22 protein-coding genes are annotated in these 24762 nt (G+C 71.4%); 16 read left to right on the top strand and 6 right to left on the bottom strand.

Going from position 1 to position 24762, the window contains the following annotated elements; translation table 11 throughout:
- The first annotated feature begins 384 nt into the window (after positions 1-384).
- Positions 385-3159 (top strand): EAL domain-containing protein, encoded by a 2775-nt coding sequence (locus J2S43_RS27010; protein ID WP_306833873.1) that lies wholly within the window; start codon positions 385-387, stop codon positions 3157-3159.
- Here J2S43_RS27010 and msrB read toward each other — a convergent pair.
- A complete protein-coding gene (gene msrB / locus J2S43_RS27005) occupies positions 3156-3563 on the bottom strand; it encodes a peptide-methionine (R)-S-oxide reductase MsrB (RefSeq protein ID WP_306833871.1) in 408 nt (135 codons plus the stop codon). The genes J2S43_RS27010 and msrB overlap by 4 nt on opposite strands.
- A 192-nt stretch (positions 3564-3755) precedes the next feature.
- On the opposite strand from msrB, the gene J2S43_RS27000 reads away from it, so the two are divergent.
- Together J2S43_RS27000 and ligD are read left to right on the top strand one after the other, a co-directional pair.
- The gene (locus J2S43_RS27000; protein WP_306839464.1) at positions 3756-4415 is read left to right on the top strand and encodes a chaplin family protein; all 660 of its coding nucleotides are present in this window, start codon (positions 3756-3758) and stop codon (positions 4413-4415) included.
- Between the two features lie 71 nt (positions 4416-4486).
- Positions 4487-5506: a non-homologous end-joining DNA ligase gene (gene ligD, locus J2S43_RS26995; RefSeq protein ID WP_306833869.1), complete on the top strand. Its 1020-nt coding sequence runs from the start codon at positions 4487-4489 to the stop codon at positions 5504-5506.
- Between the two features lie 63 nt (positions 5507-5569).
- Here ligD and J2S43_RS26990 read toward each other — a convergent pair whose 3' ends face one another.
- On the bottom strand, positions 5570-5776 hold the full coding sequence (locus tag J2S43_RS26990; RefSeq protein WP_306833867.1) for a hypothetical protein: 207 nt from the start codon (positions 5774-5776) through the stop codon (positions 5570-5572).
- Between the two features lie 602 nt (positions 5777-6378).
- Between J2S43_RS26990 and J2S43_RS26985 the strand changes: the two genes are divergently transcribed.
- Positions 6379-6810 (top strand): hypothetical protein, encoded by a 432-nt coding sequence (locus tag J2S43_RS26985; protein ID WP_306833865.1) that lies wholly within the window; start codon positions 6379-6381, stop codon positions 6808-6810.
- Positions 6811-6950: 140 nt separating this feature from the next.
- The gene (locus tag J2S43_RS26980; RefSeq protein ID WP_306833863.1) at positions 6951-7394 is read left to right on the top strand and encodes a potassium channel family protein; all 444 of its coding nucleotides are present in this window, start codon (positions 6951-6953) and stop codon (positions 7392-7394) included.
- On the opposite strand, the gene J2S43_RS26975 is transcribed toward J2S43_RS26980, so the two are convergent.
- The gene (locus J2S43_RS26975) at positions 7345-8913 is read right to left on the bottom strand and encodes an alpha/beta hydrolase (RefSeq protein ID WP_306833861.1); all 1569 of its coding nucleotides are present in this window, start codon (positions 8911-8913) and stop codon (positions 7345-7347) included. The genes J2S43_RS26980 and J2S43_RS26975 overlap by 50 nt on opposite strands.
- A gap of 93 nt (positions 8914-9006) precedes the next feature.
- On the opposite strand from J2S43_RS26975, the gene J2S43_RS26970 reads away from it, so the two are divergent.
- Complete coding sequence (locus tag J2S43_RS26970) at positions 9007-9930, top strand: AEC family transporter (protein ID WP_306833859.1); 924 nt, start codon at positions 9007-9009, stop codon at positions 9928-9930.
- 71 nt (positions 9931-10001) lie between these two features.
- Positions 10002-10826, top strand: a complete 825-nt coding sequence (locus tag J2S43_RS26965) for a hypothetical protein (protein ID WP_306833857.1) — start codon at positions 10002-10004, stop codon at positions 10824-10826.
- A gap of 203 nt (positions 10827-11029) precedes the next feature.
- Here the strand turns inward: J2S43_RS26965 and J2S43_RS26960 are convergent, their stop codons facing one another.
- The gene (locus tag J2S43_RS26960) at positions 11030-12103 is read right to left on the bottom strand and encodes an ATP-dependent DNA ligase (RefSeq protein ID WP_306833856.1); all 1074 of its coding nucleotides are present in this window, start codon (positions 12101-12103) and stop codon (positions 11030-11032) included.
- 31 nt (positions 12104-12134) lie between these two features.
- On the bottom strand, positions 12135-13232 hold the full coding sequence (locus J2S43_RS26955; RefSeq protein WP_306833854.1) for an endonuclease/exonuclease/phosphatase family protein: 1098 nt from the start codon (positions 13230-13232) through the stop codon (positions 12135-12137).
- Between the two features lie 187 nt (positions 13233-13419).
- Here J2S43_RS26955 and J2S43_RS26950 point away from each other — a divergent pair, with 187 nt between their 5' ends.
- Genes J2S43_RS26950 through J2S43_RS26940 form a run of 3 tightly spaced genes read left to right on the top strand, consistent with a single transcriptional unit; the run spans position 13420 to position 16825 of the window.
- The gene (locus J2S43_RS26950) at positions 13420-14394 is read left to right on the top strand and encodes a hypothetical protein (protein WP_306833852.1); all 975 of its coding nucleotides are present in this window, start codon (positions 13420-13422) and stop codon (positions 14392-14394) included.
- Positions 14391-14912 (top strand): hypothetical protein, encoded by a 522-nt coding sequence (locus J2S43_RS26945; protein WP_306833850.1) that lies wholly within the window; start codon positions 14391-14393, stop codon positions 14910-14912. The genes J2S43_RS26950 and J2S43_RS26945 overlap by 4 nt, the downstream gene beginning before the upstream one ends.
- Entirely contained in the window at positions 14909-16825 is a 1917-nt protein-coding gene (locus J2S43_RS26940; protein WP_306833848.1) for an ATP-binding protein, read from the top strand. The genes J2S43_RS26945 and J2S43_RS26940 overlap by 4 nt, the downstream gene beginning before the upstream one ends.
- Positions 16826-17392: 567 nt before the next feature.
- Here the strand turns inward: J2S43_RS26940 and J2S43_RS26935 are convergent.
- A complete protein-coding gene (locus J2S43_RS26935) occupies positions 17393-18856 on the bottom strand; it encodes a benzoate/H(+) symporter BenE family transporter (protein ID WP_370881656.1) in 1464 nt (487 codons plus the stop codon).
- A gap of 52 nt (positions 18857-18908) precedes the next feature.
- Between J2S43_RS26935 and J2S43_RS26930 the strand changes: the two genes are divergently transcribed.
- The 6 genes from J2S43_RS26930 to J2S43_RS26905 all read left to right on the top strand — a co-directional run bounded on the left by J2S43_RS26930 (position 18909) and on the right by J2S43_RS26905 (position 24636).
- Positions 18909-19448: a helix-turn-helix domain-containing protein gene (locus J2S43_RS26930; protein ID WP_503125042.1), complete on the top strand. Its 540-nt coding sequence runs from the start codon at positions 18909-18911 to the stop codon at positions 19446-19448.
- A 780-nt stretch (positions 19449-20228) separates the two neighbouring features.
- Positions 20229-20873, top strand: a complete 645-nt coding sequence (locus J2S43_RS26925) for a sigma-70 family RNA polymerase sigma factor (RefSeq protein WP_306833843.1) — start codon at positions 20229-20231, stop codon at positions 20871-20873.
- Entirely contained in the window at positions 20870-21667 is a 798-nt protein-coding gene (locus tag J2S43_RS26920; RefSeq protein WP_306833841.1) for a hypothetical protein, read from the top strand. The genes J2S43_RS26925 and J2S43_RS26920 overlap by 4 nt, the downstream gene beginning before the upstream one ends.
- Before the next feature lie 194 nt (positions 21668-21861).
- Positions 21862-22539: a hypothetical protein gene (locus tag J2S43_RS26915; protein WP_306833839.1), complete on the top strand. Its 678-nt coding sequence runs from the start codon at positions 21862-21864 to the stop codon at positions 22537-22539.
- Positions 22540-22797: 258 nt separating this feature from the next.
- Positions 22798-23508, top strand: coding sequence for a DUF4142 domain-containing protein (locus tag J2S43_RS26910; RefSeq protein WP_306833837.1), 711 nt, complete (start codon positions 22798-22800; stop codon positions 23506-23508).
- 60 nt (positions 23509-23568) lie between these two features.
- Positions 23569-24636 (top strand): Pecanex-like protein 1, encoded by a 1068-nt coding sequence (locus J2S43_RS26905; protein ID WP_306833835.1) that lies wholly within the window; start codon positions 23569-23571, stop codon positions 24634-24636.
- Positions 24637-24762: the final 126 nt, after the last annotated feature.

Below are 24762 nucleotides of genomic sequence, written 5' to 3'. Positions count from 1 at the left end.
TGCGGCTGTTTGGGCAGGTTCGGCGATTCGCGCAATCCACTCGGCGATCGCGGCGATTCGCGCGGCGGCTTTCGGCATGTGGGGGTGAAGCCCGTGGGCTGGTTCTCGGTGACCGACGTGGCGCTTGCAGGGAGGCCGGCCAACGGCCGACCGGTGCCCGCGGGAGCACTCGGAACGTGCCCACGCCGGAAGCGGGAAAACGGGCTTCGGGTCTCCGGTTCTGATTACCCCTTCCGGGGTGCGAGGGCACCACGGTCACGCTCAGCCCCGCTAGTGTGACTGCTGCACCGGTGGCGCGCGCTTCGCGACGGCTGAAGGGGCACGGCCGGGCGAGCGGCCGTGCCGCCGCTTGCGAGGGCCGCCTGACGCCGAGGAGGCCTGAAGGTGTCGGGAGCTCGCACCCTGGGCGTGTTGTCGCCGTTTCTCGGGGGTTGGTACTACGGCGGTCTGCTGCGTGGCGTGTCCACCGTGGTGGCCCGGGACGGCGGCGTTCTCGTCGCGATCCAGACGCTCGACGCCGGGACGGATCAGGTCGACGCGGCCGCACCGGCCATGACGGCGCCGCTCGTCGCGCGGCAGGTCGTGGACGGCTTCGTGGTCGTCGCCAACGCGGTCCCGGAGGAGCGGCTCGCCGCGCTGTGCCGCTCCGGGAAGCCGGTGGTCACGGTCGGCGGTGCCGGGCTGGTGCGGGCGGACAACCGCACCGGTGTGCGCGCCGCGATCGGGCATCTGATCCGGCACGGGCACACGCGCATCGCGTTCGCGGGCTTCCTCGGCGCCGCGGACGTGGGTGAGCGGCACGCCGCCTACGTGGAGGCGATGCACGCGCACGGCTTGATCGCCGACCCGGCGCTGTGTTTCGACGTGCCGGACAACCGGGCGGCCGGCGGCCGGGAGGCGGCTCGCCGGCTGCTCGCGGCCGGGGTGCCGTCCACCGCGATCGTGCTCGGCACGGACGCGAACGCGCGCGGGCTGATGGGAGCGCTGCGCGCCGCCGGGCTGCGGCTGCCCCGCGACCAGGCCGTGATCGGCTTCGACGATCGGCAGGCCGCGTCCTACACGGCGCCGCGACTGACCAGCGTGGAGCAGCCGATGGAGTCGATCGGCGCGGCCGCGGCGGAGATGTTGCTGCGCCGGCTGTCCGGGCGGCCGTCGCCGGCGCGCGTCGACGTGCCGACCCGCCTGGTGGTCCGCGAGTCGTGCGGGTGCACGCCCGGCAGCCGGGTCCTGGACGGCCCGCCGCTGCCGGACGATGTGCGCGAGGCCGTGACCGCGCCGGAGTCGCTGCGCGGTCTGGTGACGCTGCTGGGCGGGACGGGCCGGCCGGAGGAGCTGCTGGCGGCCGCGCACCGGGTGCACGCGGGCGCGACCGGCGACCCGTCCGCGCTGCTGCTGGAGCTGATGGAGGCGCAGGGCCGCGCCCAGTTCGATGAGCAGGAACACCTGCGGGACGTGATCAGCACACAGTACGAGGTGAGTCTCGACCTGCTCCGCAGTCACCAGAAGGACCCGCGCGCGCTCGGCTGGCTGGGCCGCACCGGCGTCCGGGCCGGTGTGCTCGGCATCTGGCGCGAGCCCGGCGCGACCGTGGAGATCGCGGGCGTCTATCCGGCCGAGTCCCCGCAGGCCGGTGCCGTGGTGCCGATCGGTGAGTTCCCGCCGGAGTGGCTGCTCCGGGCCGCGGACGGGACCGTCTCCGTGGTGCCGGTCCGGGCCGGCGACGACGACTGGGGCGTGCTCGCGGTGGCGGACGCGATCGACGACCGGGTCGCCACCGGGCGCGAGCCGCTGAGTCAGTGGGCCGCGCTGCTCGCCGTCGCGCTGGAGCACGAGGAGCTGGTGGCGCGGCTGCGCGCCCGCGAGGAGGAGCTGGAACGGGCCGCGTTCTACGACCACCTGACCGGGCTGCCGAACCGGACCCACTTCCGCGAGCGGCTGCGCGAGGCGATGGGCCGCGGCGACGTGCACGGCGTGCTCTTCTTCGACCTGGACGGGTTCAAGCGGGTCAACGACGTGCACGGTCACGACGTCGGCGACGAGCTGCTGATCCGGGTGGCCGCGCGGCTGCGGGACGAGTTGCGGGAGAAGGACGTGGCCGCGCGGTTCGGCGGCGACGAGTTCCTGGTGCTGCTGGACGACGTGGAGCACCCGAGCCGGATGGTGCGGATCGCGCGGCGCATGCAGGCGGCGGTGTCCCGGCCGTACCGGCTGGACGGTGTGGAGGGGGAGGTGGTCGTCGGCGCGACCGTCGGCGTCTGCGCCGGCGCCGAGCACTACACGGACGCGAACGAGCTGCTGCGGGCCGCGGACGCCGCGATGCTCAGCGGCAAGGCGCGCCGCAAGGGTTCGGTGGTCACGTTCACGCTCTCCATGCGGCTCAGCGCGAAGGACCGGCGGCGGCTGGAGGCGGAGCTGTGGGACGGCTACCACGCGCACCGATTCGACCTGTACTACCAGCCGATCGTGGACCTGCGGAGCCGGCACACGGTGGCGTTCGAGGCGTTGCTGCGCTGGCGGCATCCGGAGCGCGGCCTTCTCGAGGCCGCGGAGTGGGTGCAGATCGCGGAGGGCAGCGGCATGCTCGACGCGCTCGCGGTCCGCACGATCAGCCAGGTCACCACGCAGGTGGAGACCTGGCGGCGGGCCGGGGAGGCGCCGGCCCGCGTCGCCCTGAGGTACAACGTGGGTGCCGGCCAGTTCTGGGACAAGAACCTGCACGAGGACGTGGCGGCCTGCCTGAAGTACCACGGGGTCGACCCGGCGCGGTTCGCGATCGAGGTGTCCGAGACCGTGCTCATGCAGGACCCGGAGGCCGCGGTCACGGTGCTGGACCGGATCCACGCGATCGGCGCCGAGGTGCACCTGGACGACGTCGGCATCGGATGTTCGTCGCTGGAGCTGCTGCCCCGGCTGCCGATCGACGCACTGAAGATCGACCGGTCGGCGGTCACGCGGATGGGCCTCGACGCGAGGGCGGACGACGCGGTTCGCTCGATCGTCCGGATCGGCCGGGACCTCGGGCTCGGGCTGATCGCGGAGGGCGTGGAGACGGAGGAGCAGCGCGCGGCCCTGCTGGACCTCGGCTGTCACCTGGGCCAGGGCTATCTGTTCTCACCCGCGGTGCCGGCCGGCCGGGCCGGCACCGTGATGTCGTTCTAACCCTTCGGCTCCAGGCGGACCGAGATCGAGTTGACGCAGTGGCGCGTGTTCTTCGGCGTGAAGCCCTCGCCGCGGAACACGTGGCCCAGGTGTGAGCCACAGTTCGCGCACTGGATCTCGGTGCGCAGCATGCCGAGCGACCGGTCCTCGATCTCGACGACCGTGCCGGGGATCGCGTCGTCGAAGGACGGCCAGCCGCAGTGGCTGTCGAACTTGGTGTCGCTGCTGAACAGCTCCGCGCCGCACGCGCGGCAGTGGTAGACGCCGTCGGTCTTGGTGTTGACGTATTCACCGGTCCAGGGGGCCTCGGTGCCGGCCTGCCGCAGGACCCGGAACTCCTGCGGGTTGAGGCGGACCCGCCACTCCTCCTCGGTGGTGGGCAGGGCGCTCTTCTCGATCGTCATGCCTCAACCGTACTTCCGGGGCGTCGGGCTGCCAGTGTCCTGGCACTCACCTGCCCCGTTAGGCGCGGAGTGCGCGTGTTGGTCCTTTTTGCGCCTGAAGTCGCGTAGGATCCAGTGGCAAAACGGTCTTTAACTGTAAATATCAACATAAGCCTCACCAGCCACCCTTGAGGAGAACACAGCGTGACGAGCATGAAACGGCGCATCATCGCGGCGGCGACGCTGCCGGCCGCCGGATTCACGATGTTCGCGGCGGCGCTCGCGCTGACCGCGCAGCCGGCGAGCGCGGCACCGGACGACACCAACGGCATCGCGAACAGCGCCAAGGTGCGCCTGCCGATCAACGCGCCGGTCAACGTGTGCGGCATCGCGGCCGGCATTCTCGGCGACGCCACCGCGCAGTGCGCCGCCCCGCGCGTCGCGCCCACCTCGGGCTACGGCGACGAGGGCCCGGACCGCGGCAAGCCGGGCTACGGCACGCCGGGCAGCCCCGGTGCGGAGACGCCGCCGGCCACGCCGGAGGTGCCGGAGACCCCGGAGGCTCCCGAGGTTCCGGAGATTCCCGAGGTGCCGACGCCGACCGGTTCCGTGCCGTCCGCCGGCCAGCAGGAGGTCCCGCCGGGCGGCGGCGTCTCCAACGGCTCGCCCGAGGCCCCGCCGGGTGGCGGCGTCTCCAACGGCTCGCCTGAGGCCCCGGTCCCGACCGGCGGCGTTCAGGACGAGGGAGGCGAGGGGGAGCTGCCGGTCACCGGTCTGCCGCTCGCCGGTCTCGTCGGCGCGGGCGCGCTGGTCACCGCCGGCGGCGCCGCGCTGCTCTACACCGGGCGGCACCGGCGTCGGTTCGAAAGCTAGCTCAGGGAAAGCTGATCTCCACTGTCGTCCGGGGGCCGTGCGCGGCCCCCGAACGGCGTAAGGTCGCGACCATGGCGTCGAAAGCCGAGGAGATCGAGGTCGCCGGCCGGCCGGTGCGGCTGACCAGCCCCGACAAGGTCTACTTCCCGGACCGCGGATTCACCAAGCGAGACGTCTTCGAGTACTACCTCGCGGTCGGTGACGGCATGATGCGCGCGTTGCGCGACCGGCCGACCACGCTGCAACGCTTCCCCGACGGCATCGCGGGGGAGATGTTCTTCCAGAAACGGGTGCCCACCCGCGGCGTGCCGCCGTGGATCGAGTCCGCGAAGATCACGTTCCCGAGCGGCCGGCCCGCCGACGAGCTCTGCCCCGCCGACCTGGCGCACGTCGCCTGGGCCGCGCAGATGGGCACGGTCGTCTTCCACCCGTGGCCGGTCCGCCGCACTCACGTGGACTCGCCCGACGAGCTGCGCATCGACCTCGACCCGCAGCCCGGCACCGACTTCGCCGACGCGGCCGACGTGGCCGGCACGGTTCGCGAGGTGCTGTCCGAGCTCGGCGCGACCGGTTACCCGAAGACCTCGGGCGGCCGGGGCGTCCATGTCTACGTGCGCATCCAGCCGCGCTGGTCGTTCGTCGAGGTCCGGCGCGCCGCGATCGCGTTCGCCCGCGAGGTCGAGGCCCGCCGCCCCGATCTGGCCACGACGAACTGGTGGAAGGAGGAGCGCGGCGAGAAGGTCTTCCTCGACTACAACCAGATGGCCCGGGACCGCACCATCGCCTGCGCCTACAGCCTCCGCGCCAACGCCCGCGCCACCGTGTCCACGCCGGTCACCTGGGCCGAGCTCGCCGACGTCGAGCCCGACGACTTCGACCTCCGCACGGTCCCGCCCCGGCTGGCCGCGATCGGCGACCCGCACGCCACCATCGACGACGACGCCTTCGACATCACCCCGCTGCTGGAGTGGGCGGCTCGCGACGACCGCGGCGACCTGCCCTACCCGCCGGAGTACCCGAAGATGCCCGGCGAGCCGATGCGGGTCCAGCCCTCCCGAGCCAAACTGCCGAAGAGCGACGAAACCCCATAAGTTCAAAAGCTTGATCTTCCCGCTTCCGGCGCGGTGCGGCCCGTCTGCTCCCGACTCCGTTGCCTATTCGGCATCTGAAGCCGCGAGCCCGGCCCGAAGACCGGAAGCATCAGCCCGAAATTTCGGATTATTTCCGCCATAGTTCGGACGGCCCTGAGAGGAAGCCGGCGTGGTGGTCGTGCTGTCGCGACCACTCATGCCCGAAGGATCATTGACCGACACGAAAGAGAGGTCGACTTCGATATTGGGCCACTCTTTCGTGTCGGTCAATGATCCTTTGCGGCGAGCCGCCGCCGAATGGGCAACGGAGTCGCTCCCGCGGGCAAACCCCGGCTCCCCTCCGGCTCCGCTGGCGCTCCGCTCCGGTCCGCCGGTCGGAGCCGGTTCCGCCGCTGGTCACCGAAGATCCACGGGCACGCCGCACCCGGCCGACCCTCCCGCCCGATGAGGCGAGGGCTCCCGACGAGGCCGGGACTCAGGGCGAGGCTGGGACTCCGCGGGGCCTTCACCCAGAGGAACCGATCGGGCGCTCCGCGCCCGAACATCACGAAATGCGCCTCTGTCAGGCCGTCCTCCCCGCGTGACACCGCCGCTCGCCCTTGAGTGATCAATCAGTGGTGCAAAAGATGGGTCAACTTCCATAAATGATCTCCTTTTCGCACCACTGATGATCACTCAGGCGTCAGGGCCGGCGCGGCTGGCGTCACCCGGCGCGGCAGGCCAAGGTGCTCCCCGGCTTTATGCGGAAATTTCGGGCGGGATGTGCCGGGCGTGGAAAGTTGTGCCACAGAGCGACCGCCATCCGGGATCCATGCAGGGAGATTTGGGATACAATTTTGCGGACAGTAGATCCAGATGTGAGGGGAGTGTGGATGATGGTGCTCGCACGGGTTGCCGCGCTTCTCGGTCTGGCCGGGGCCGTGGTGCATCTCGCGCTGACGGGCGCGCACGCGTCGCACGCGCCGCTGATCACCCTCGGGCTGATCGTGCTCGCGTTGGTCTGCGTGCCGTGCAGCGTGCGGCTCTGGCGCAGTCCGCACGACCGGAGCGCCTGGCGAGGCGCGCTGGTGGTGGCCGGTGTGATGACGATGCTGCACCTCATCATGCGACCGGACGGCGGCATGCTCGCCGCCGTCCTGGGCATCGCCACGCTGCAGGCCATGGTCGGTACGGCCGCACTACACCGTCGGTCACCCGCACCGACCGGCGATCATCGGCCCCCGACGGCAACGACTGACCGACGCGTCCTGGCGCTGGCTGACCGGGCGAACGTCGGCTGGCCTGCGGGCCGAGGCGTCCGCTGACCGGCGCGTCCCGGTGCCGGCCGGCCGGCGGGCGTCGGCTGGTCGGTGGCTCCCGGCCGCGGTGGTGGAGAGCCGGGTTCGGGCGGTCGTGGAGGGCTGAAAGTGGTTCGGGGTGTGACCGGGCAGGTCACGATGGGCGGATGCTGACGTTGTTGCTGATGCCGTTCCGGCTGGTCTACCGCGCGCTCGTCTACCTCGCCAACTCGCCCGGGACGCTGATGGGCTCCTACCTCGGGCTGATCGTCATCTGCGGCACGTTCTACAGCCACTTCGAGCGGGCGAGCGTCGGCGACTCGATCTGGTGGGCCGTGGTGACCGCGTCCACGGTCGGCTACGGCGACATCTCGCCCGAGTCCTGGCAGGCGCGCGCCATGGCCGCGCTGCTGATCTCGATCATGGTGCTGCTCGTCATCCCGCTGATCACCGCGCACTTCGCCAGCAGGCTGATCGTGGACGCGGACGCGTTCCGGCACGAGGAGCAGGAGGAGATCAAGAACAATCTCCGCGCGGTCCGGGCCATGCTCGAAGCCCAGCTCAGCCCGCCGGGCAGCGCAGGTCCTTCTCCGGGACCTCCAGGTCGATGAGGTAGCCGTCGACCGCCTGCGTGATGCAGCGCGTGTTCGGGTACGCCGTGTGGCCCTCGCCCTCCCAGGTGAGCACCGACCCGGTGCCGAGCATGCCGGCCAGCACCGCGGTCTGCTCGTACGGCGTGGCCGGGTCGCCGACCGTGCCCACCACCACGATCGGCGGTGCGCCCCGCGCGGCCCCGGTCGGGTACGGATCGCGCGCGCCCGGCCAGAACGTGCACCCCAGCATGCCCAGCGCCAGCGCCGGGCCGAACAGCGGGTATTTCTTCTCCCACTCCTGCTGCAGCGTGCGCACCCGCTCCGGCGTCACCTGCTCGTCGCTGTCCGCGCAGTTCACGGCCAGCAGCGCGTCGGCCTGGTTGTCGTACTCACCCTGATCGGTGCGGTTGGTGTACGTGTCCGCCAGCTCGAACATCGGGTCGGGGTCGCCGTCGCGCAGCGCGCCGAGCGCCTTGCCCAGCTCCGGCCAGTAGAGCTCGGTGTAGAGCGCGGCCACGGCCGAGTAGATGATCCAGCCGGCGGTCGCCTCCCGGCCGTCCGAGCCGCGCAACGGGTTCGTCCGGCCCTTGTCCAGCAGTTCGGTCAGCGTGGCCCGGGCGTCCGGCGCGATCGGGCACTGCGCGGCCGTCTCCCTGCACCACGCGGTGAAGTTGTCGAACGCGCGCTCGAAGCCCTTGGCCTGCGACTCCGAGCCGGCCACCATGCCCTGCTGCGGGTCGACCGCGCCGTCCAGCACCATCGCGCGGATGTTCTGCGGGAACAGTTGCGCGTAGGTGGCGCCGAGCAGCGTGCCGTACGAGTAGCCCAGGTAGGTCAGCTTCTCGTCGCCGACCGCGGCCCGGATGGCGTCGATGTCCCGCGCGGCCTGCTCGGTGGAGAAGAGCGGCAGGTCCGCGCCGTACTTCGCGCCGCACTCCGCGCCGATCCGCTTGTTCAGTGCCACGATCTCGTCGAACTCGGCCTGCGTCTCCGGGTCCGGCTCGGAGCCGTAGCTCGCGTCCAGGTCCGCGTCCGAGATGCACTTGACCGGCGACGACCGGGAGACGCCGCGCGGGTCGAAGCCGATCACGTCGAACCGTTCCAGGATCCCGGCCGGCAGCCCCTGCACCTGCGGGCCGAACGACAGGTATGCCGCGGTGTCGATGCCGGAGCCACCCGGACCGCCCGGGTTGATCAGCAGCGAGCCGATCCGGTCCTTCTGCTGGGTGGATCGCACCCGCATCAGCGCGAGGTCGAACGTCTGGCCGTTCGACGGGTCGTTCCAGTCCTTCGGCACCGGGATCGTGGCGCACTCGTAGCGCATGCGCGGCGCCTTCTGCCCGTACAGCTGCTGGGGAATTTCGGCGCAGTTGCGCCAGGACAGGCTCGGTGCGGCGCTGCCACCGGGTTGCTGCTGCTCCCGTGCGCTGTTGTCCCCGCCCGGTGAGAAGACCGGCAGCGAGCAGCCGGACACCGCCAGCATCGTGGCGACCAGCGCGACCAGCGCGCGGTGAGGTGTGCGACGCACGGAGGACATCCCTCTCATCGGGGCGGTTCGGTCGCATCGAGGTTAGCCGGTCGGGTCGTCCCGGGGCCGCCGTGACGGCCGTCACCAGGGATGATCTTAGGAATGGGCGCGGTACTCAGCGGTTTCGCGGCGATCTGGGTGATCGCCACGGCGGGTTACCTGCTGGCTCGCGGGCGCGTGCTGGGCGAGGCCGCGCCCGAGGTGCTGGGCCGGCTGGTCTTCTTCGTCGCCACTCCGGCGCTGCTGTTCGTCACGCTGAGCCGCACGAGCCTGGACCGGATCATCACCGGCGCGCTGCTCGTCTTCGTGACCGGCACGGTCGTGGTCGCGCTGATCCACACGCTGGTCGCGCGGCTGGTGTGGAAGCGGAGCGCGGGCCGGACCACGATCGGCGCGATGGGTGCGTCCTACGTGAACGCGGCGAACCTGGGGCTGCCGATCGCGGCGTACGTGCTCGGCGACGTGTCCCTGGTCGTACCCGTGCTGCTGTTCCAGGTCCTGCTCGCGGCGCCGTTCGCGCTGACCGTGCTGGACCTGGCGAGCGGGCAGGGCCGCCCGTCGCTGAGATCCCTGGCGCTGCTGCCCGCCCGCAACCCGATCATGATCGCGTCTGTGGCCGGCATCCTGGTCGCGGCGTCCGGGTGGGAGCCGCCGGCGCTGCTGCTGGAGCCGTTCGAGCTGGTCGGGGCCGCGGCGGTGCCGGCCGCGCTGCTGGCGTTCGGCATGTCGCTGCCGGGCGCGCGCCCGTTGCAGCCGGGCCCGGAGGCGCCGGACCGCTACCTCGCGGTGGCGCTGAAGGTGATCGTTCAGCCCGCGCTGGCGTACCTCATCGGGCGGTTCCTGTTCGGTCTGGACGGCGCCGCGCTGTTCGCGGCCGTGGTGACGTCCGCGCTGCCCGCGGCGCAGAACGTGTTCGTCTTCGCGCTGCGCTACCGCGAGTCCGAGACGCTCGCGCGGGACGTGGTCATGCTGTCCACGCTCGCCTCCGCGCTCACCATGATCGTCGCCGCGGTGTTCCTGACATGACCCACGATCAAGATCCTTCGCGGGTACGCCGTGCGACCGGCCTTGACGGGGATCCGTACCGTCGATCGTCCATGGATTCCGATGATCTCTTCGCCGCGCGCGAGGCCGCCTGGGCCCGGGAGAGCCCGCGCGAGCCCGAGGACGACGTGCCCGCCTGGATCCGCTATCCGGCACGCGCGATCGCACTGGTCTTCGTGGTGCCGGTCCGGTTCGTCTGGGAACTGGTCACGCGCGCCGCCCGGCTGATCGGTGCGGCGCTGAGCTGGGCCGGCGTCTACCTGTTCTGGTTCCCGCTGCGCTGGGCCTGGCTCAATCTGATCTGGTTCCCGCTGCGCTGGGTCTCGCTGAACGTGATCTGGGCCCCGCTGCGCTGGGTCTTTCTGAACCTGATCCGGCGGCCGCTGCGCTGGTTGTGGATCGACGTGCTCTGGCCGCCGATGCGCTGGATCGGCGTCGACCTGATCGGTAAGCCGCTCCGGTGGCTGGTCGTCCACCTGGTGATCCTTCCGATCGGCTGGGTCGCGGTCACGCTGGTCTACGAGCCGCTACGGTGGCTCGCGCGGGCGCTCCGCCCGGCCGCGGTCGCGGTGCTCCGCGGCATCGGCTGGACGTTCGAGTCACTGTGGTGGCTGCTCGAGCGCGCGGTTCTCCGCCCGGCCGGCTGGGTGCTGCGTGTGCTGGCGGACGCGCTCGCCTGGGCGTGGCGGCACTCCGCGGTTCCGCTCGTCCGGGGTATCGCCTGGTCGTGGCGGCACACCGTGGTCCCGGCCGCGCGCGGCGTCGCCTGGGTCTGGTCGCACACGGTCACGCCGGTCTGGCGGTTCGCCCGTGACGACGTCTGGCGCCCGATCGCGGACGCGACCCGCGACGTGTTCCGCACGCTGCGCGGCCGCTGACCGCGCCGCGCCCGCTTTCGCTGACCGCGCCGCGCCCGCTTTCGCTGACCGCGCCGCGCCCGCTTTCGCTGACCGCGCCGCGCCCGCTTTCGCTGCGCCCGCCATCCGGTGATCCAGGCGTCATCGCAGTCGTCAGAGCGACATGATGACGCCCGGGTCATGGTCGCCGGGCGCCGGAAGCTCGATGGAGCGGGCGCCTCGGCTCACGAAGCAGAGGCGCCCAGCACGTCCGCCAGGCGGAAGCGGACCGGCCGTTCCAGCTGCTCGTAGGTGCACGACCCAGGCTCCCGGTCCGGCCGCCACCGCTCGAACTGCGCGGTGTGCCGGAAGCGGACGCCCTCCATGTAGTCGTACCGGACCTCGACCACGCGCTCCGGCCGCAGCGGCGTGAACGACAGGTCCTTGCCCGCGTTCCACCGGCTCTGCTCGTTGCGGCGCGGCGTGCGCTCGCCCTGCTCGTGCGCGGCCCAGTTCCACGGGTGCTGGTCGAACGTGGTGACCAGCGGCTGCAGCTCCTGGAACAGCTCCTGCCGGCGGGCCATCGGGAACGAGCCGATCACGCCGACCGACACCAGCGTGCCGCGCTCGTCGTGCAGCCCGAGCAGCAGCGACCCGATCCGGTCGTCGCCGGACTTGTGCACGCGGTATCCGGCCACCACGCAGTCCGCGGTCCGCTTGTGCTTGATCTTCGCCATCACGCGCTTGTCCGGCTGATACGTCAGGTCCGGCCCCTTCGCGATCAGCCCGTCCAGCCCGGCGCCCTCGAACTCGGCGAACCAGCGCCGCGCGGTCTCCAGGTCGTCCGTGATCGGCGTGACGTGGATCGGCGCTTCGGCCGGTGCCAGCGCCTCCTCCAGCCGCCGCCGGCGCTCCGCGAACGGTTGCTGGGTCAGGTCCTCGTCGCCGAGCGCCAGCAGGTCGAACGCGACGAAGCTGGCCGGCGTCTCGGTGGACAGCAGCGTGACCCGGCTGGCCGCCGGGTGGATGCGCTGCTGCAGCGCCTCGAAGTCGAGCGTGTTCCGCTCGGTGTCCGCGACGATTATCTCGCCGTCGATCACCGCGCGCTCCGGGAAGTTCGCCAGCACCGCCTCGACGACCTCAGGAAAGTATCGCGTCATCGGCTTCTCGTTGCGGCTGCCGATCTCGACCTCGGCGCCGTCCCGGAAGATGATCGACCGGAACCCGTCCCACTTCGGCTCGTAGAGCTGCCCGGCCGGGATCTCGCCGATCGGCTTGGCGAGCATCGGCTTGACCGGCGGCAGCAGCGGAAGATCCATGAGCCCATGCATACACCCTGATCACGTTCAGTTAAAGAGACACGTCGGCGAAGATCGCGGCATGATCGGAACCGGCGTGCACGGCCGCGGTCATCGTGTCGTAGATGGGCCACAACCGGCCGTTTCGTCCACCCCAGACGCCGCGCCGGAGGATGCCGCCGCCGGTGCACGCGGCCCAGAGCGGCGGTGAGAGCAGCACGTAGTCGAGCTTGTTCCGGGCGGTGCACGAGCCGTACGTACCCGGTCGTCCGTCGTCGTCGAAGCCCGGGTGCGCGGAGACGTCGCGCAGGTCGGTGCCGGTCAGCAGCGGGGCGAGGGGCTCGCTGTCCGGCGTGTCGTTCAGGTCGCCGACCACCGCGACATGCTCGACCCCGCGCGCGACCAGGTCCCGGTAGATCTCCGCGACCCGGCTGGCCTGCCGCCGGCGGATCGCGTCGGAGGCGACCTTCCCGCCGTACCCCTTGGACTTGAAGTGGTTGACGAGCAGCGCGACCGTGGTGCCGGACGGCGTCCGGACGTGGTACTCCGCGCAGTCCCGGCTGAAGACCCGGCCGGTGGCGTCCACGTCGTCGACGTGGCTGCGCTGCGCGATCAGCGGGTGGTCCGCGGTGGCCAGCACGCCCACGTCGATGCCGCGCTCGTCGTTGCCGTCCACCACCATGACGTGCGGATAGAGCCCGGCCAGCGTGGCGTCCGCGAACCGCTTGAGCGCCAGCCGGGACTCCGTCTCGACCACGCCGACGAGATCGGCGCGCAGGTCGCGCAGCACCCGGGCGGTGTTGGCCAGCGCCAGCTCGTCGCAGCGCTCGGTGGTCAGCTCGACCCAGCCGATCCAGTCCGCGCGCCCGCCGGCCACCACGTGCACGGTGCCGTCCCGGGCGCGGCGCAGCAGCCGGCCCCGGTTCTGGCGCAGCCGGGCGTACCGCGCGGTGTCGCCGTTGCGCAGACCGAGCCGCTGGAGCTCGCGCAGGATGCCGCGCTGGATCTCCTCGGTGTAGGCCGGCTCCTCGAGCAGCGCGGTGACGGCCTCGAACGCCTCCAGCACCGGACGGCCGGCCGCCCAATTGCGCGGGTCGAGCGCGCGAGCACGATTGAACAGATTCTCGACGTTGTAGGCGGCGATTCGCATCGAGCCTCCCGCAATAACGATCAAGCTCCTGACCCGCAGATTGTCGGCTGTGGACAACCGATGATCGGTGGAGCGACCAACACCGGTTTAAGAACACGCCAACAGTTGACTTGGGGTGCCTATCCGATTGCAGATCGTTATTCTGCCGCGCGATAGTGATCTTTATGTGAGCCGGGGGGAGGAAGGGATGACGCCCACCAGACTCGTTGCGGGCGAGCCTCCGATCAACTTCGCGTCCCATCAGTTCCGGGCCGGCAACATGGCCGGCGCCCGGGACGACTTCGAGCAGATGCTGGCCGCGCTGATCGCGTCCGTCCATCCCGGAGCGCGCGCGATCGCGGCGAACCCGGGCGACTGGGGCATCGACATCCTGCTGGGCGAGCTGTCCGGCCTCGTGGTGATCTGGCAGTCCAAGTACTTCTGGCCGCTGGTCGGGCGCGGGTCCCAGGGGCAGATCCGCGAGTCGTTCGACTCCGCGCTGCGCTCCGCCGAGCGCAACGGCTACGCGCTGGACCGCTGGGTGCTGTGCGTGCCGTCCAGCATGGACCCGGAGACCGCGCGCTGGTGGGACCGGTGGCGGGTGCGCCGGCAGCGGGAGAGCGGCGTGGCCGTCGAGCTCTGGCACGAGACCGTGCTGCGCGAGATGCTGATGCGCCCGGACGCGGCCCACGTGCGCCGGCACTACTACGACCCGTACACCGGCGGCGAGGCCGTCCTCCCACTGCACGGCGTCGCGAAGGCCGATGCCGACCTCCTGGAGGACGCGCTCTTCGTCCGGCAGCTGCGCGCGGCCGGGCACGCCGAGGTGGACGGCGCCAAGCACGAGTTCTTCAACGCCGAGCTGCTCGCCCGCGAGATCCAGGACAAGGGGGTACGGGCCGAACTCGACGCGCTCGGCGAGGCCGACGGCGTCGCCCGCGGCATCTGGGAGGCCCGGTTCAACGCGGTCGCCGCGGCCCGCCCCGCCGACCCGGTGCTGGCCGGCCTGCACGCCGAGGTGATGGGCGAGATCCGCGAGTCGACCGCGTTCCCGGTCGGCCTGCGCGCCGGCCGGGTGCACCGCTGCGGCCTGATGCACCGCCTGGTGCAGGACCGCCGGGCCGGCTGGGTGCGCGACTGGCGGCGGATCGCGAGCGAGCACGTCGAGGAGGCAGCCGCGTGAACCCCGAGAACACCGCCGCCTTCCGCTGCGCCCGGCTACTGCTGCTGATGCTGGTCGTGGAGGAGAACGTGCCGCTCGGCATCGACGCCGAGCGGCTCGGCGCCTACGACTTCCTCGCCGCGCACCCGCTGCTGCTGGCCCGCGCCCCGGACGACCCGGACCGGCCGGCGCTGCGGCGGGCCGGGTTCGACGACCGCGCGCTCGCCTACGCCAGCGCCGGTCAGCGCCTGGTCACCGCGCAGCAGCACCTCGGGCGCGACCTGTCCACACTGCTCGGCGCCGGGATGGTGGTGCTCGGCGCGGCCGGCCGGGTCCGCTACCGGCTCACCCCCGAGGGCCGATCCGCCGCGTCGGCCCTGAACGCCGCATATGCCCGTTCATACGCTGACGCGGCCCGGATCGTCGTGCGGAGACTGCGGCGGCTGAGCGGCCGTAGACTGAGGCAGACGCTCCGCGAATGCATTTCTCACCCGTACCTCCCGGTGTCATCGCATCTTCCGCTGAAGGATCTGACATGAGAAACGGGTTCCGGGCTCACGGCATCCGCATCCGGCGGCTGCGCCTGCACGCCGACGGCCGGCCGTACGACGTGGACTTCCGCCTCGGCGACGTGCCCCGGCCGCTCTCCGTGATCGCGGGCGCGTTCGGCACCGGCAAGACCACGATCCTCGAATTCGTGGACTACTGCCTCGGCGCCGCCGACCACCCCCGGCACCCGGAGATCATGCCGCGCGTGCGCGCGGCCACGCTGGAGGTCGAGCTGTCCGGCACGCCGCACCTCATCCAGCGCCCGGTCGGCGAGCCGTCCGCCCATGCCTACGTCAGCCAGGGCCGGCTCGACGACCCCGGGACCGCCACGCCCCAGCGACGCCAGCTGCGCCCGGCCGGCGACCCGGCCAGCCTCTCCAGCCTGCTGCTCTCGCACTGCAAACTGGAGGGGGTGCGCCTCCGGGACGGTCACGAGGGCGCCGCGACCGACACCGACCCGCTCAGCTTCCGCGACCTGATGTGGCTCTGCTTCCTGCCGCACGACCGCCTCGACAGCCGCGACCTGCTCTTCGAGAACGTGCCGATGAAGCAGCTCAAGCTGCGCCAGGTCGTCGACGTGGTCTTCGACGTGCACGACGACCGCGCGATCGAGCTGGGCCGCCGGATCCGCACGCTCGAACCGCAGCTGGCCGCGGCCGAGGAACGGCAGCGCACCGAGGCCTCGATCGTCGCGGAGCTCGCCCCGGGCGAGGTCGCCGACCTGGAGGAGACGGCCCACGCGGCCAAGACCGAGCTGGCCGACGCCGCGCAGGCGGTCGCGGCGCTGGACGGCCGGGCCCGCGCGGACACCACGTTCGCGGAGGATCTGCGCGAACGGCACCACGCCGCGTCCGGGGCCGCCCACCACGCGTCCGGGCTGCTGCGCGACCGGGAGACGCAGGCGGCGCGGATGACATCGCTGCGCGCGACGTACGCGGACGACGTCGCCAAGCTGGTCATGCTGACCGAGGCCGGCGCGCTCTTCCCGCCGCTGCGCCTGGACGTGTGCCCGTCCTGCCTGAACCCGGCCGTGCCCGGCGAGCGCCGGTGCGCCACCTGCCAGGCCGACCTGGACGCGGACGGCCTCGGCCCGCCGGACGTCAGCGGTGAGCTGCGCGCGGCCCGCTCCCGGCTGGCCGAACTGACGAGATACCTCGACCGGCTGGAGGCGGAGATCCCCCGGCTGCGCGCGGCCGCGGAGCGCGCGCAGGAGGCCGAGTCGCGCGCCGCCGCCGACCTGGACGCGGCCACCGCACACGCGGTCACGCCCTACCTGGCACAGCGCGACACGCTCGCCCGCCGCCGGGAGGAGGCCGCGGCCACGCTGCAGCGCGCGGAGGACGGGCTGCGGCTGCGGCACGGCCTGCGCGAGCGCGCCACCGGCGTGGAGAGCCTGCGCGCCCAGCTGGCCGGCCTGCGGGAGGAGGCGGGCGCGCCGGACCGGGTCGCGGCCGCGGAGTCCCGGGCCGCGGTGATCGCCGAGATCAGTGGGCGTTACCGGGACATCCTGCGCGAATGGCGCTATCCGCGGGCCGACGACGCGCGGGTGGCGGACGACCTCACGCCGTGGGCGCGCGGCAAGGCGTACCCGGCGGCGTCCTCCGGCGGCCGCACGCTGATCGCGCTGGCCTGGCAGCTCGCGCTCTTCGAGACCGCGTGGGAGTCGCGGTCCTCGCACCCCGGCTTCCTGCTGCTGGACAGCCCGCAGAAGAACCTCGGCCCGAAGGAGGTCGACCGCCTCTACCGGCACCTGGAACGCTGGCTGGCCGGCGCGGGCGCCGGCGCACAGGTCATCGTGACCGACACCGCACCCCCGGCCACCGCCGACTCCGACGTGGTCGTCCGCTTCTCCCGCCGTGTCGACCGCCCGCCCTACGCCCTCATCGACGACGAAACCGACTGACCACCCTCCGGGCGACAACCCGGAAGACCGACTTCTCGATCGTCCGCTCCCGGCGTGGTCCCGTTCCCAGGGCGACGGAACGCCGCCGGCGACGGCAGGGCCGCCGGCGACGGCAGGGCCGCCGGCGACGGCAGGGCCGCTTCCTCGGTTTGGCTCGGGCGCTTGTCCGAAATTTCCTGATAAAGGATCCAGGCGTCTGTCTCGTGGTGACAGGGAATCCTTGACGATCTCGGGTCTGGCGCCTGAGTGATCAATCAGTGGAGCGAAAGAGCGATCGACTTCGATCTTTGATCTATCTTTTGCTCCACTGATTGATCACTCAGGCCTCGGCGGTGGCGTCTCGCGGGCTGGTAGTCCGCGCCCGCGGGTGGATGTGGCGATATTTCGGGCGCGAGGCGCCGGTTGCCGTGAGCGGGCCGGGTTGGCTCGCGCCCCACGGCGCACGTCGCACAATCACGCGTCTGACGTCAACGGTCGGGTCCCCGCGGTGCGGTTCGTTCAGGGCCGGTTCGCTCGCGCCGGTCGGATTGACGTCAACGGTGGGTTCCCGGCGGTGCGGTTCGTTCGTCAGGGCCGGTTCGCTCGGGCCGGTCGGGTTGCGGGCGGTTCCGCAACGGTGGATTCGGCCGCGGCAGGTCGGGTTGCGGTCTGTCCGCTCGCGGCTGGTTGCGTTGCGGCCGGTTCGCTCGCGGGCGGCTGGATTGCGCCTGGCTCGATTGCGACCGGCTGGATTGCGACCGGCTGGATTGCGGCCGGCTGGATTGCGTCTGGCTGGATTGCGTCTGGCTGGATTGCGGGCGGTTCGCTATGGGCCGGGTCGCTCGCGGTCGTTGGGGCCGCGGGGTGCGGGGAGGTTGTGGCCGATTGGGCGGATAGGGGGCGGCGGGTGCGGAGGAGGAGCAGGAGGAGGGTGCCGGCGATCAGCCCCCAGAAGGCGGAGCCGATGCCCAGGAAGGAGACGCCGGAGGCGGTGACCACGAACGTCACCACGGCGGACTCGCGGCCGGACGGGTCCGCGACCGCGGCGGAGAGCGCGGATGCCAGCGCGGAGAGCAGTGCCAGGCCGGCCACCGCCTCGATCAGGACCGGTGGGGAGAGCAGGACCAGCGCGGTGGCCAGGCCCGCGCCGAGACCCAGCAGGATCATGAAGCCGCCCGCGCTGACCGATGCGATCCAGCGCCGCCCGGGGTCCGGTGACGCGTCCGGGCCCGCGGCCAGCGCCGCGCTGATCGCGGCGAGGTTGACCGCGTGTGCACCGGCCGGTGCGCCGACGACGGTGGCGACGCCGGTGGTGAGCAGCACCGGCCGCAGCGGAGCCCGATAGCCGAAGCCGGCCAGCACCGCCATGCCGGGCACGTTCTGCGAGGCCATCGTGACCAGGAACAGCGGCACGGCCAGCGAGATCAGCGCGGCCGGGGTGAACGTGGGCGCGGTCAGCGCGACCGTGGGCCACAGGGACACCGCGCCGAGCCCGCCCGCGGGCGCGGTCAGCGCGATGCCGGCCGCGGCGACCACGAGCGCGACCGGCACGGCCCAGAGCCGGGCGAAGCGGAAGAGCAGGGCCCAGACCACGATCACGGGTACGGCCAGCGCCGGCACCTCCGCGACCGCGCGCACCGGCGCGAGGCACAGGTCGAGCAGGACCCCGGCGAGCATCGCGCCCGCGATCGGCGCCGGGATCGCCGCGATCCAACGGCCGAGCGGCGCGAACAGGCCGGCCAGCACGATCAGCAGGCCGGTCGCGAGGAACGCGCCGACCGCGGCCGGCCAGCCGCCCGCGGGGACGCCGGTGGCGACCAGCAGCGCGGCGCCGGGCGTGGACCAGGCGATCGCGATCGGCAGACGGTGCCGTACCCCCAGGATGATCGCGACCAGGCCGACGGCCACGCAGCCGGCGAGCAGGCCGGAGGAGGCCTCGGCCGGGGACGCGCCGACCGCGCGCAGCCCGGCCAGCACGATCGCGAACGAGCTGGCGAACCCGACGATCGCCGTGACCGCGCCGGCGACGACCGGCTGCACGAGCTTGGACATCGTGACCCCCCGGCTGATCAGAACCGTTCCGTAAACGGAACGCTCCGCCATCGTGCACCATGGCACCGTGACCACGCCAGGGGGAATCGGCCGTCGTCTGCGCGAGTTGCGGGAGGCCCGCGGGCTGTCGCTGTCCGAGGTGGCGCGCCGCGCCGGGATCGGCAAGGCGACGCTCTCCGGGCTGGAGACCGGCATCCGCAATCCCACGCTGGAGACGCTCTACGCGGTGACCACGCAGCTCGGCGTGCCGCTGGGTGCGGCGCTGGCGGCCGACCCGGAGCAGCGGGTGAGCGGCGCCGCCGTGACCGCGACGCTGCTGGACACGTTCGAGGAGCCGGGCGCCGTGTTCGAGCTGTACCGGCTGCGCGTGGCCGTGGGTGCGCACCAGTCGTCGCCGGCGCACCAGGCGGGCGTGACCGAGCACCTGACCGTGTTCGCGGGCGCGCTGCGCACCGGCCCGGTGGACGCTCCGGTGCTGGCCGGGGCCGGCGAGCACGTGTCCTGGCGGGCCGACGTCCCGCATGTCTACGAGGCGCTGGGCGAGATCGACGTGCACGCGTCGCTGCTGATCCGGACGCCGCGCGCCGGATAACGGAACGGTCACGGTCATCCCACCCGCCTTGAATGCCCGGCGCGCCTTATGAATAGTGGTCTCGCCCCGATCGAACGATTCTTATCGATTGATTAAGGAGTTCTTAGACGACTTAACAATCCTCTGCGAAACACGCCAGAACTCGTTTTGGCAGTGCAGGCTCCCGGTTCGGGCGCCGGCCTCGACCGCGCCGCTCACCAGCCCAGTGAGCTGCAAGAACAGTGGTCGTCCCGGATTTCGCCGGCGCACGATTGAATCGGTCGGTGCGCGATGTTCCCACATCGCGTACCGGCCGATTCTCATAAGCGACGTGAATGCGCGCCGAGCGGGCCCGCGGAGTGCGCGGTGGATCTCCGTACCCCGTGATGGGTTCGGGTTTTAAGTCATCCCAAAATCTGAAATGTGACCCGATACACAGCGTCGGGGATGTTTGTGGCAAATCGGGCCTGTCGCTCGGCGGGGTGACCGAAGCCACATAGATTCACGGATTTCTCCTCGCCGGATTGATCCAACGGGCCCGGCCTCCGCGTACCTACTTGCGATCGAGTCGAGTGGCGACCGTGACCGGATGAGGAGGTGGCGATGCATCAGGTAGCCAGCGGTGGTCGTGGAACGGACACGCTGTGTGCCCCTGGGCAGCCGCGATCAATAAACCGGTGGCTGACGCTCGACGGCAGCTCGATCAACCGCAATGATGGGCCGGTGACGCCACGACCGGCTCCCCGGCACGAGGCCAGGCCTGCCGCGCACGAGGCAACTCCTGACTTCTCGCGCCCTGCCATGAACCCAGCACCCGCTCCTCGCATCCCCGGCAGCCCCACCGGACCGGTCGACCCTCGCGGAAGAGGGCGACGCGGTGGCGGCGACGACGGCGGCGAGGGCACCGGCGGCTTCGGCCCGACCGGCTCCGCCAAGAGCGAGGACGCGCTCGTCCGGACGCTCTACGAGGAGCACGCCGGACCGCTGCTGATGTTCGTGTTGCGACTGACCGGCGGTGACCGGCAGCGCGCTGAGGACATCGTGCAGGAGACGCTGCTGCGGGCCTGGCGTAACGCGCACCGGCTGGGTGCGCAGGGACAGACTTCGCTACGGCCGTGGCTGGTGACGGTCGCCCGGCGGATCGCGATCGACGATCACCGGAGCGAGAAGGCCCGCCCGACCGAGACCTACGACCGCGAGCTGGAGACGTTCCCCACGACATCCGACGAGACCGATCGGCTGTTGCAGGAGATGACCGTCTCCGACGCGTTGCGCACGCTCACCACGGCGCATCGGGAGATTCTGGTGGAGACTTACTTCAAGGGGCGCACGGTGCAGGAGGCCGCATCGGCGCTCGGGCTGCCGCTCGGCACCGCGAAGTCGCGTGTCTACTACGCGCTGCGGGCCCTGCGGTCGGCGCTTCAGGAGCGGGGGGTGACGGGGTGAACGACCGATTCTCGACGTCGGCCCCGGAGGGGGCGTCGCCCCACACGGACGTGGGGTCGTACGCGATCGGCGCGCTCGACGAGTACGAGACGGCGCGTTTCGAGGAACACCTGATCGACTGCGACGAGTGCGCGGCCGAGCTGGAGTCCCTGATGCCGGTCGTCGACGTGCTCAGCCGGGTGGATCCGCCGAGTTACGTGGCCGCGGAGCAGACGCACCGCGAGGGCCGCGTGCTGCAGCGGATGATGGGCACGGTCGGCAAGGAGCGCCGCCGGGCACGCTCGCGGCGGCTGGTCACCAGCGCGGCCGCTGTGGTGATCCTCGCGGTGGTGACGGTGCTGTCGCTCTTCGCCGGAGGGCAGATGTTCGGCGGCGACCAGGTCAGCCCGCCGGGGGCGCTGCCGTCCCAGCCGGGCCAGCTGCCGCCGGACCCGGACGGTCCCGGCATCGGTGGCCCGAACGGCGGCGACCAATTCCAGGCGACCGACCCGCGCACCGGCGTCCAGCTCCTGGTGGACTTCCGGGAGAAGGACTGGGGCACGCAGGTCAACTTCATCGTCAACAACATCAAGGACGTCGAGGAGTGTCGGCTGGTGCTCGTCACGACGGGCGGCGATGAAGAGGTCATCACCAGCTGGAAGGTTCCGGAGGCCGGTTACGGTACCGCCGAGAACCCGAATGCGCTGGAGTTGTCCGCGCAGACCGCGCTCGACCGGTCGGACATCGCGTTCGCCTCGGTGCGTGCGATCTCGGCCGACGACAAGAGCACCACGATGGTGACCGCGCCCAACTAGATCACGCGTGGAATGAGCCGGGGCCCGTAGTTCACGGGCCCCGGCTCTTTTTGGTTCAACGACTCGGTGTGAAATTGTCCACCGCCGATTCCCGATCCACTTCGAGGTGACGTGCGTATTCACCGGCAGAACGGAAAAGCGGACGAACCCTCAGGGAGATCAACGTGGTTACCCAGAAGCGAACCCTTCTCGCCATGACCGGCACCATGGGTGCGCTCGCCGCGGCGCTGATGCTGGCGTCGGGTTGCGCCCCCGTCAGCTACGACACCGCCGGAGAGGGGAACCAGGTCCCCGCGGCGAACTCCGTGAGCGAGTCCGCGGACCCTGAGGCCAGCGCGGACCCCGAGGCGTCGGAGGCGCCGGAGGAGGAAGAGGAGGTCGAGCTCACCCCCGAGCAGCTGACCGAGAAGCTCATCAAGCAGTCTCCGGACCAGATGGGTGACGTGGTCGCGAACGAGGAGGGCTACCTGCTCTACCGCTTCGACAAGGACAGCAACAAGCCGGCCATCTCGAACTGCAACGGCGACTGCGCGCTGGTCTGGCCGCCGGCGCTGACCGACGGCGAGCCGGAGCTGGAGGGCATCGACGAGGAGCTGGTCGGGACCGTGCTCCGGTCGGACGGCACCCGTCAGCTGACGCTGGACGGCTGGCCGCTCTACACCTACATCGGCGACGAGAAGCCGGGTCAGTGGAAGGGCCAGAAGGTCGGCGGCACCTGGTTCAACGTCCAGCCCGACGGCAAGAAGAACCTGAACTGCCTCCCCGAGGGCACCCCGAAGGCCGTGCCGGTCCCCAAGAAGGAGGACGGCAAGGGTGGTGCCGAGCCGGCGCCGAGCGCCTCGGGTGCGTCGTCGAGCGACTACGACTACTAATTGCGATTAAGTGATGACTGAAAGGGCCGGCCGCGTCGAATGCGGCCGGCCCTTCGCATTCCCGGGTCGTTTCGAGAGCATCACCCGAACGGGTGAAGATCCAGGTTCAAAACAGATTCGATAAACGTTTTTTCGATGGCTTGAACCCTCCGGACCCTCAAATCCGTGAAGCGTGATGTGTCGACTAGTGGAGGTGAAGTGATGGCGGCTGTGCGGCTCCGACGTCGGGGTGCTCGCGCGGTTTCCACCCTCGCGATCATGGGTGCCGTCCTGTTCGCCACGCCCGCCGTGGCGTTCGCGCAGGCACCGACCCCCGAAGTGGTCGATCCGGCCGCTCAGGACGCGTCCGGCCCGATCACGTCCGCGGACGAGCAGTTCGTGATCGCGGTGCGGCTCGCGGGCCTGTGGGAGATCCCGTCCGGCGAGATGGCCGTGGAGAAGGGCGAGTCGGAACGGGTGCAGGAGGTCGGCGCCGCGATCCGCGAGCAGCACGTCGAACTCGACGGGCTGGCCGTGGACGCCGCCGCGAAGCTGAACATCCAGCTGCCGAACGAGCCGAACCAGGACCAGTCGAACTGGCTGGCCGAGATGGAGGCGGCCGAGGGGGCGGAGTTCGACGAGATCTTCGTGTCCCGGCTGCGCGCGGCGCACGGAAAGATCATTCCGGTCGTCAGCACGATCCGCGCCTCGACCCGCAACGACGTCGTTCGCGCGCTGGCCCAGCAGACCAACGCCTTCGTCATGACCCACTTGACGCTCCTGGAGAGCACAGACCTCGTGAACTACGCCGGACTGCCTGCCGCGCCCAACGCGCAGGCCGACCCGGTCACCGGTGCCAACGCGCTGCTGGCGGCGGCGCAGGCGCGCGGTGCCACCGGTGGCTTCGACACGACCGCCATCTGGCTGGTCCTCGTCGTGGCCGTGGTGGCCGGCGCGTTCGGCGCCGTTCGCATCATCCGTAGTCGATAGAAGCGCTGCCTCAACCCCAACCCGGCAACGCTCGATCTGCAGTAAGGAAGGTTGCCCGTCATGCCCAGGTGGACGGATAAGCTGAGGTATTCCCTCGCCTCGCGGAACAGGAAGATCGTCGCGGCTGTTGCGACCGTCGCGGTGTTCGGCGGCATCATCGCCGTCACCCAGGTGTCGAACGCGGCGACGAACCGGCGTAACAACCCCGGCCGGGGCCAGGCGTGCCAGGCCGCGCCGCAGCCGCAGGTGAGCGCGACGACGTACCCGCGCAACGGCCGCGGCTCGTTCATCGACGAGAACGGACGCCGGCAGAACGTCGGCGACGGCCAGGCCTCCGAGCAGGAGATCAACGAGGCGCGCGGACGCAACCGGCGCAACCGCGGCTGCACCCCGGCCTCGCTGCCTCCCACCACCCCGGCCGCGACGCCGTCGAGCAACACCGGCGGCGGGAACAACAACGGTGGCGGCAACAACAACGGTGGCGGCAACAACAACGGCGGTGGCAACAACAACGGCGGCGGGAACAACGGCGGCGGCCAGAACCCGGGTGCCGGCGAGGGCACGGTCCGCGAGGACACCAACGGTCTCGCGATCCTGGGCGACGACTGCAGCGAGAGTCAGCTCCAGCCGCACACCGGTTTCCAGGAGGGCAACCGCTGCGTCGACACCGAGTTCGGTGAGGTCGGCACCGCCGCGAACAACCCCTCGCTGTTGATCACCGAAATCCCGGACAACGTGGGCGTGAACGAGGCCTTCACCATCTCGGTGAGCACCCGCAACCTGGTCCGTGACCGCTTCCTGGGCGCCGCGGCCGGCGGTTACTACCTGGAGAGCTCCTTCCTGAACGACGACGGCCTGGTCCGCGGTCACTTCCACACCGCGTGCCGCGTGCTGCAGAGCAACGACGAGGCCCCGGACGCGGCTCCGGCCCCGGCGTTCTTCGTCGCGACCGAGGACGGCGGCGGCGGCCGCGCCCCCGACACCGTGCAGATCAACGTGCCGGGCCTCCCGGCGGCCGGCGAGTTCCAGTGCACCGTGTGGGCCGGTGACGGCTCGCACCGCACGCCGATGATGGAGCGCGCGAACCAGACCCCGGCGATCGACTCCGCCCGGGTGCAGGTCGGCTGACACTTCCCGAGGTACCGGCCGCTGTCACAGACCTACCCCCCTCGTGACGGGCGGCCGGTGCCGAGGGCGCTGAAGAGGCGGTGCCGGGGCATGTGAAGGGATGCCCCGGCGCCGCTTCTTCGTGCC

The sequence above is a fragment of the Catenuloplanes nepalensis genome (assembly GCF_030811575.1).
GTDB classification, from domain to species: domain Bacteria; phylum Actinomycetota; class Actinomycetes; order Mycobacteriales; family Micromonosporaceae; genus Catenuloplanes; species Catenuloplanes nepalensis.
This window is presented reverse-complemented; position numbering and strand designations above follow the sequence as displayed.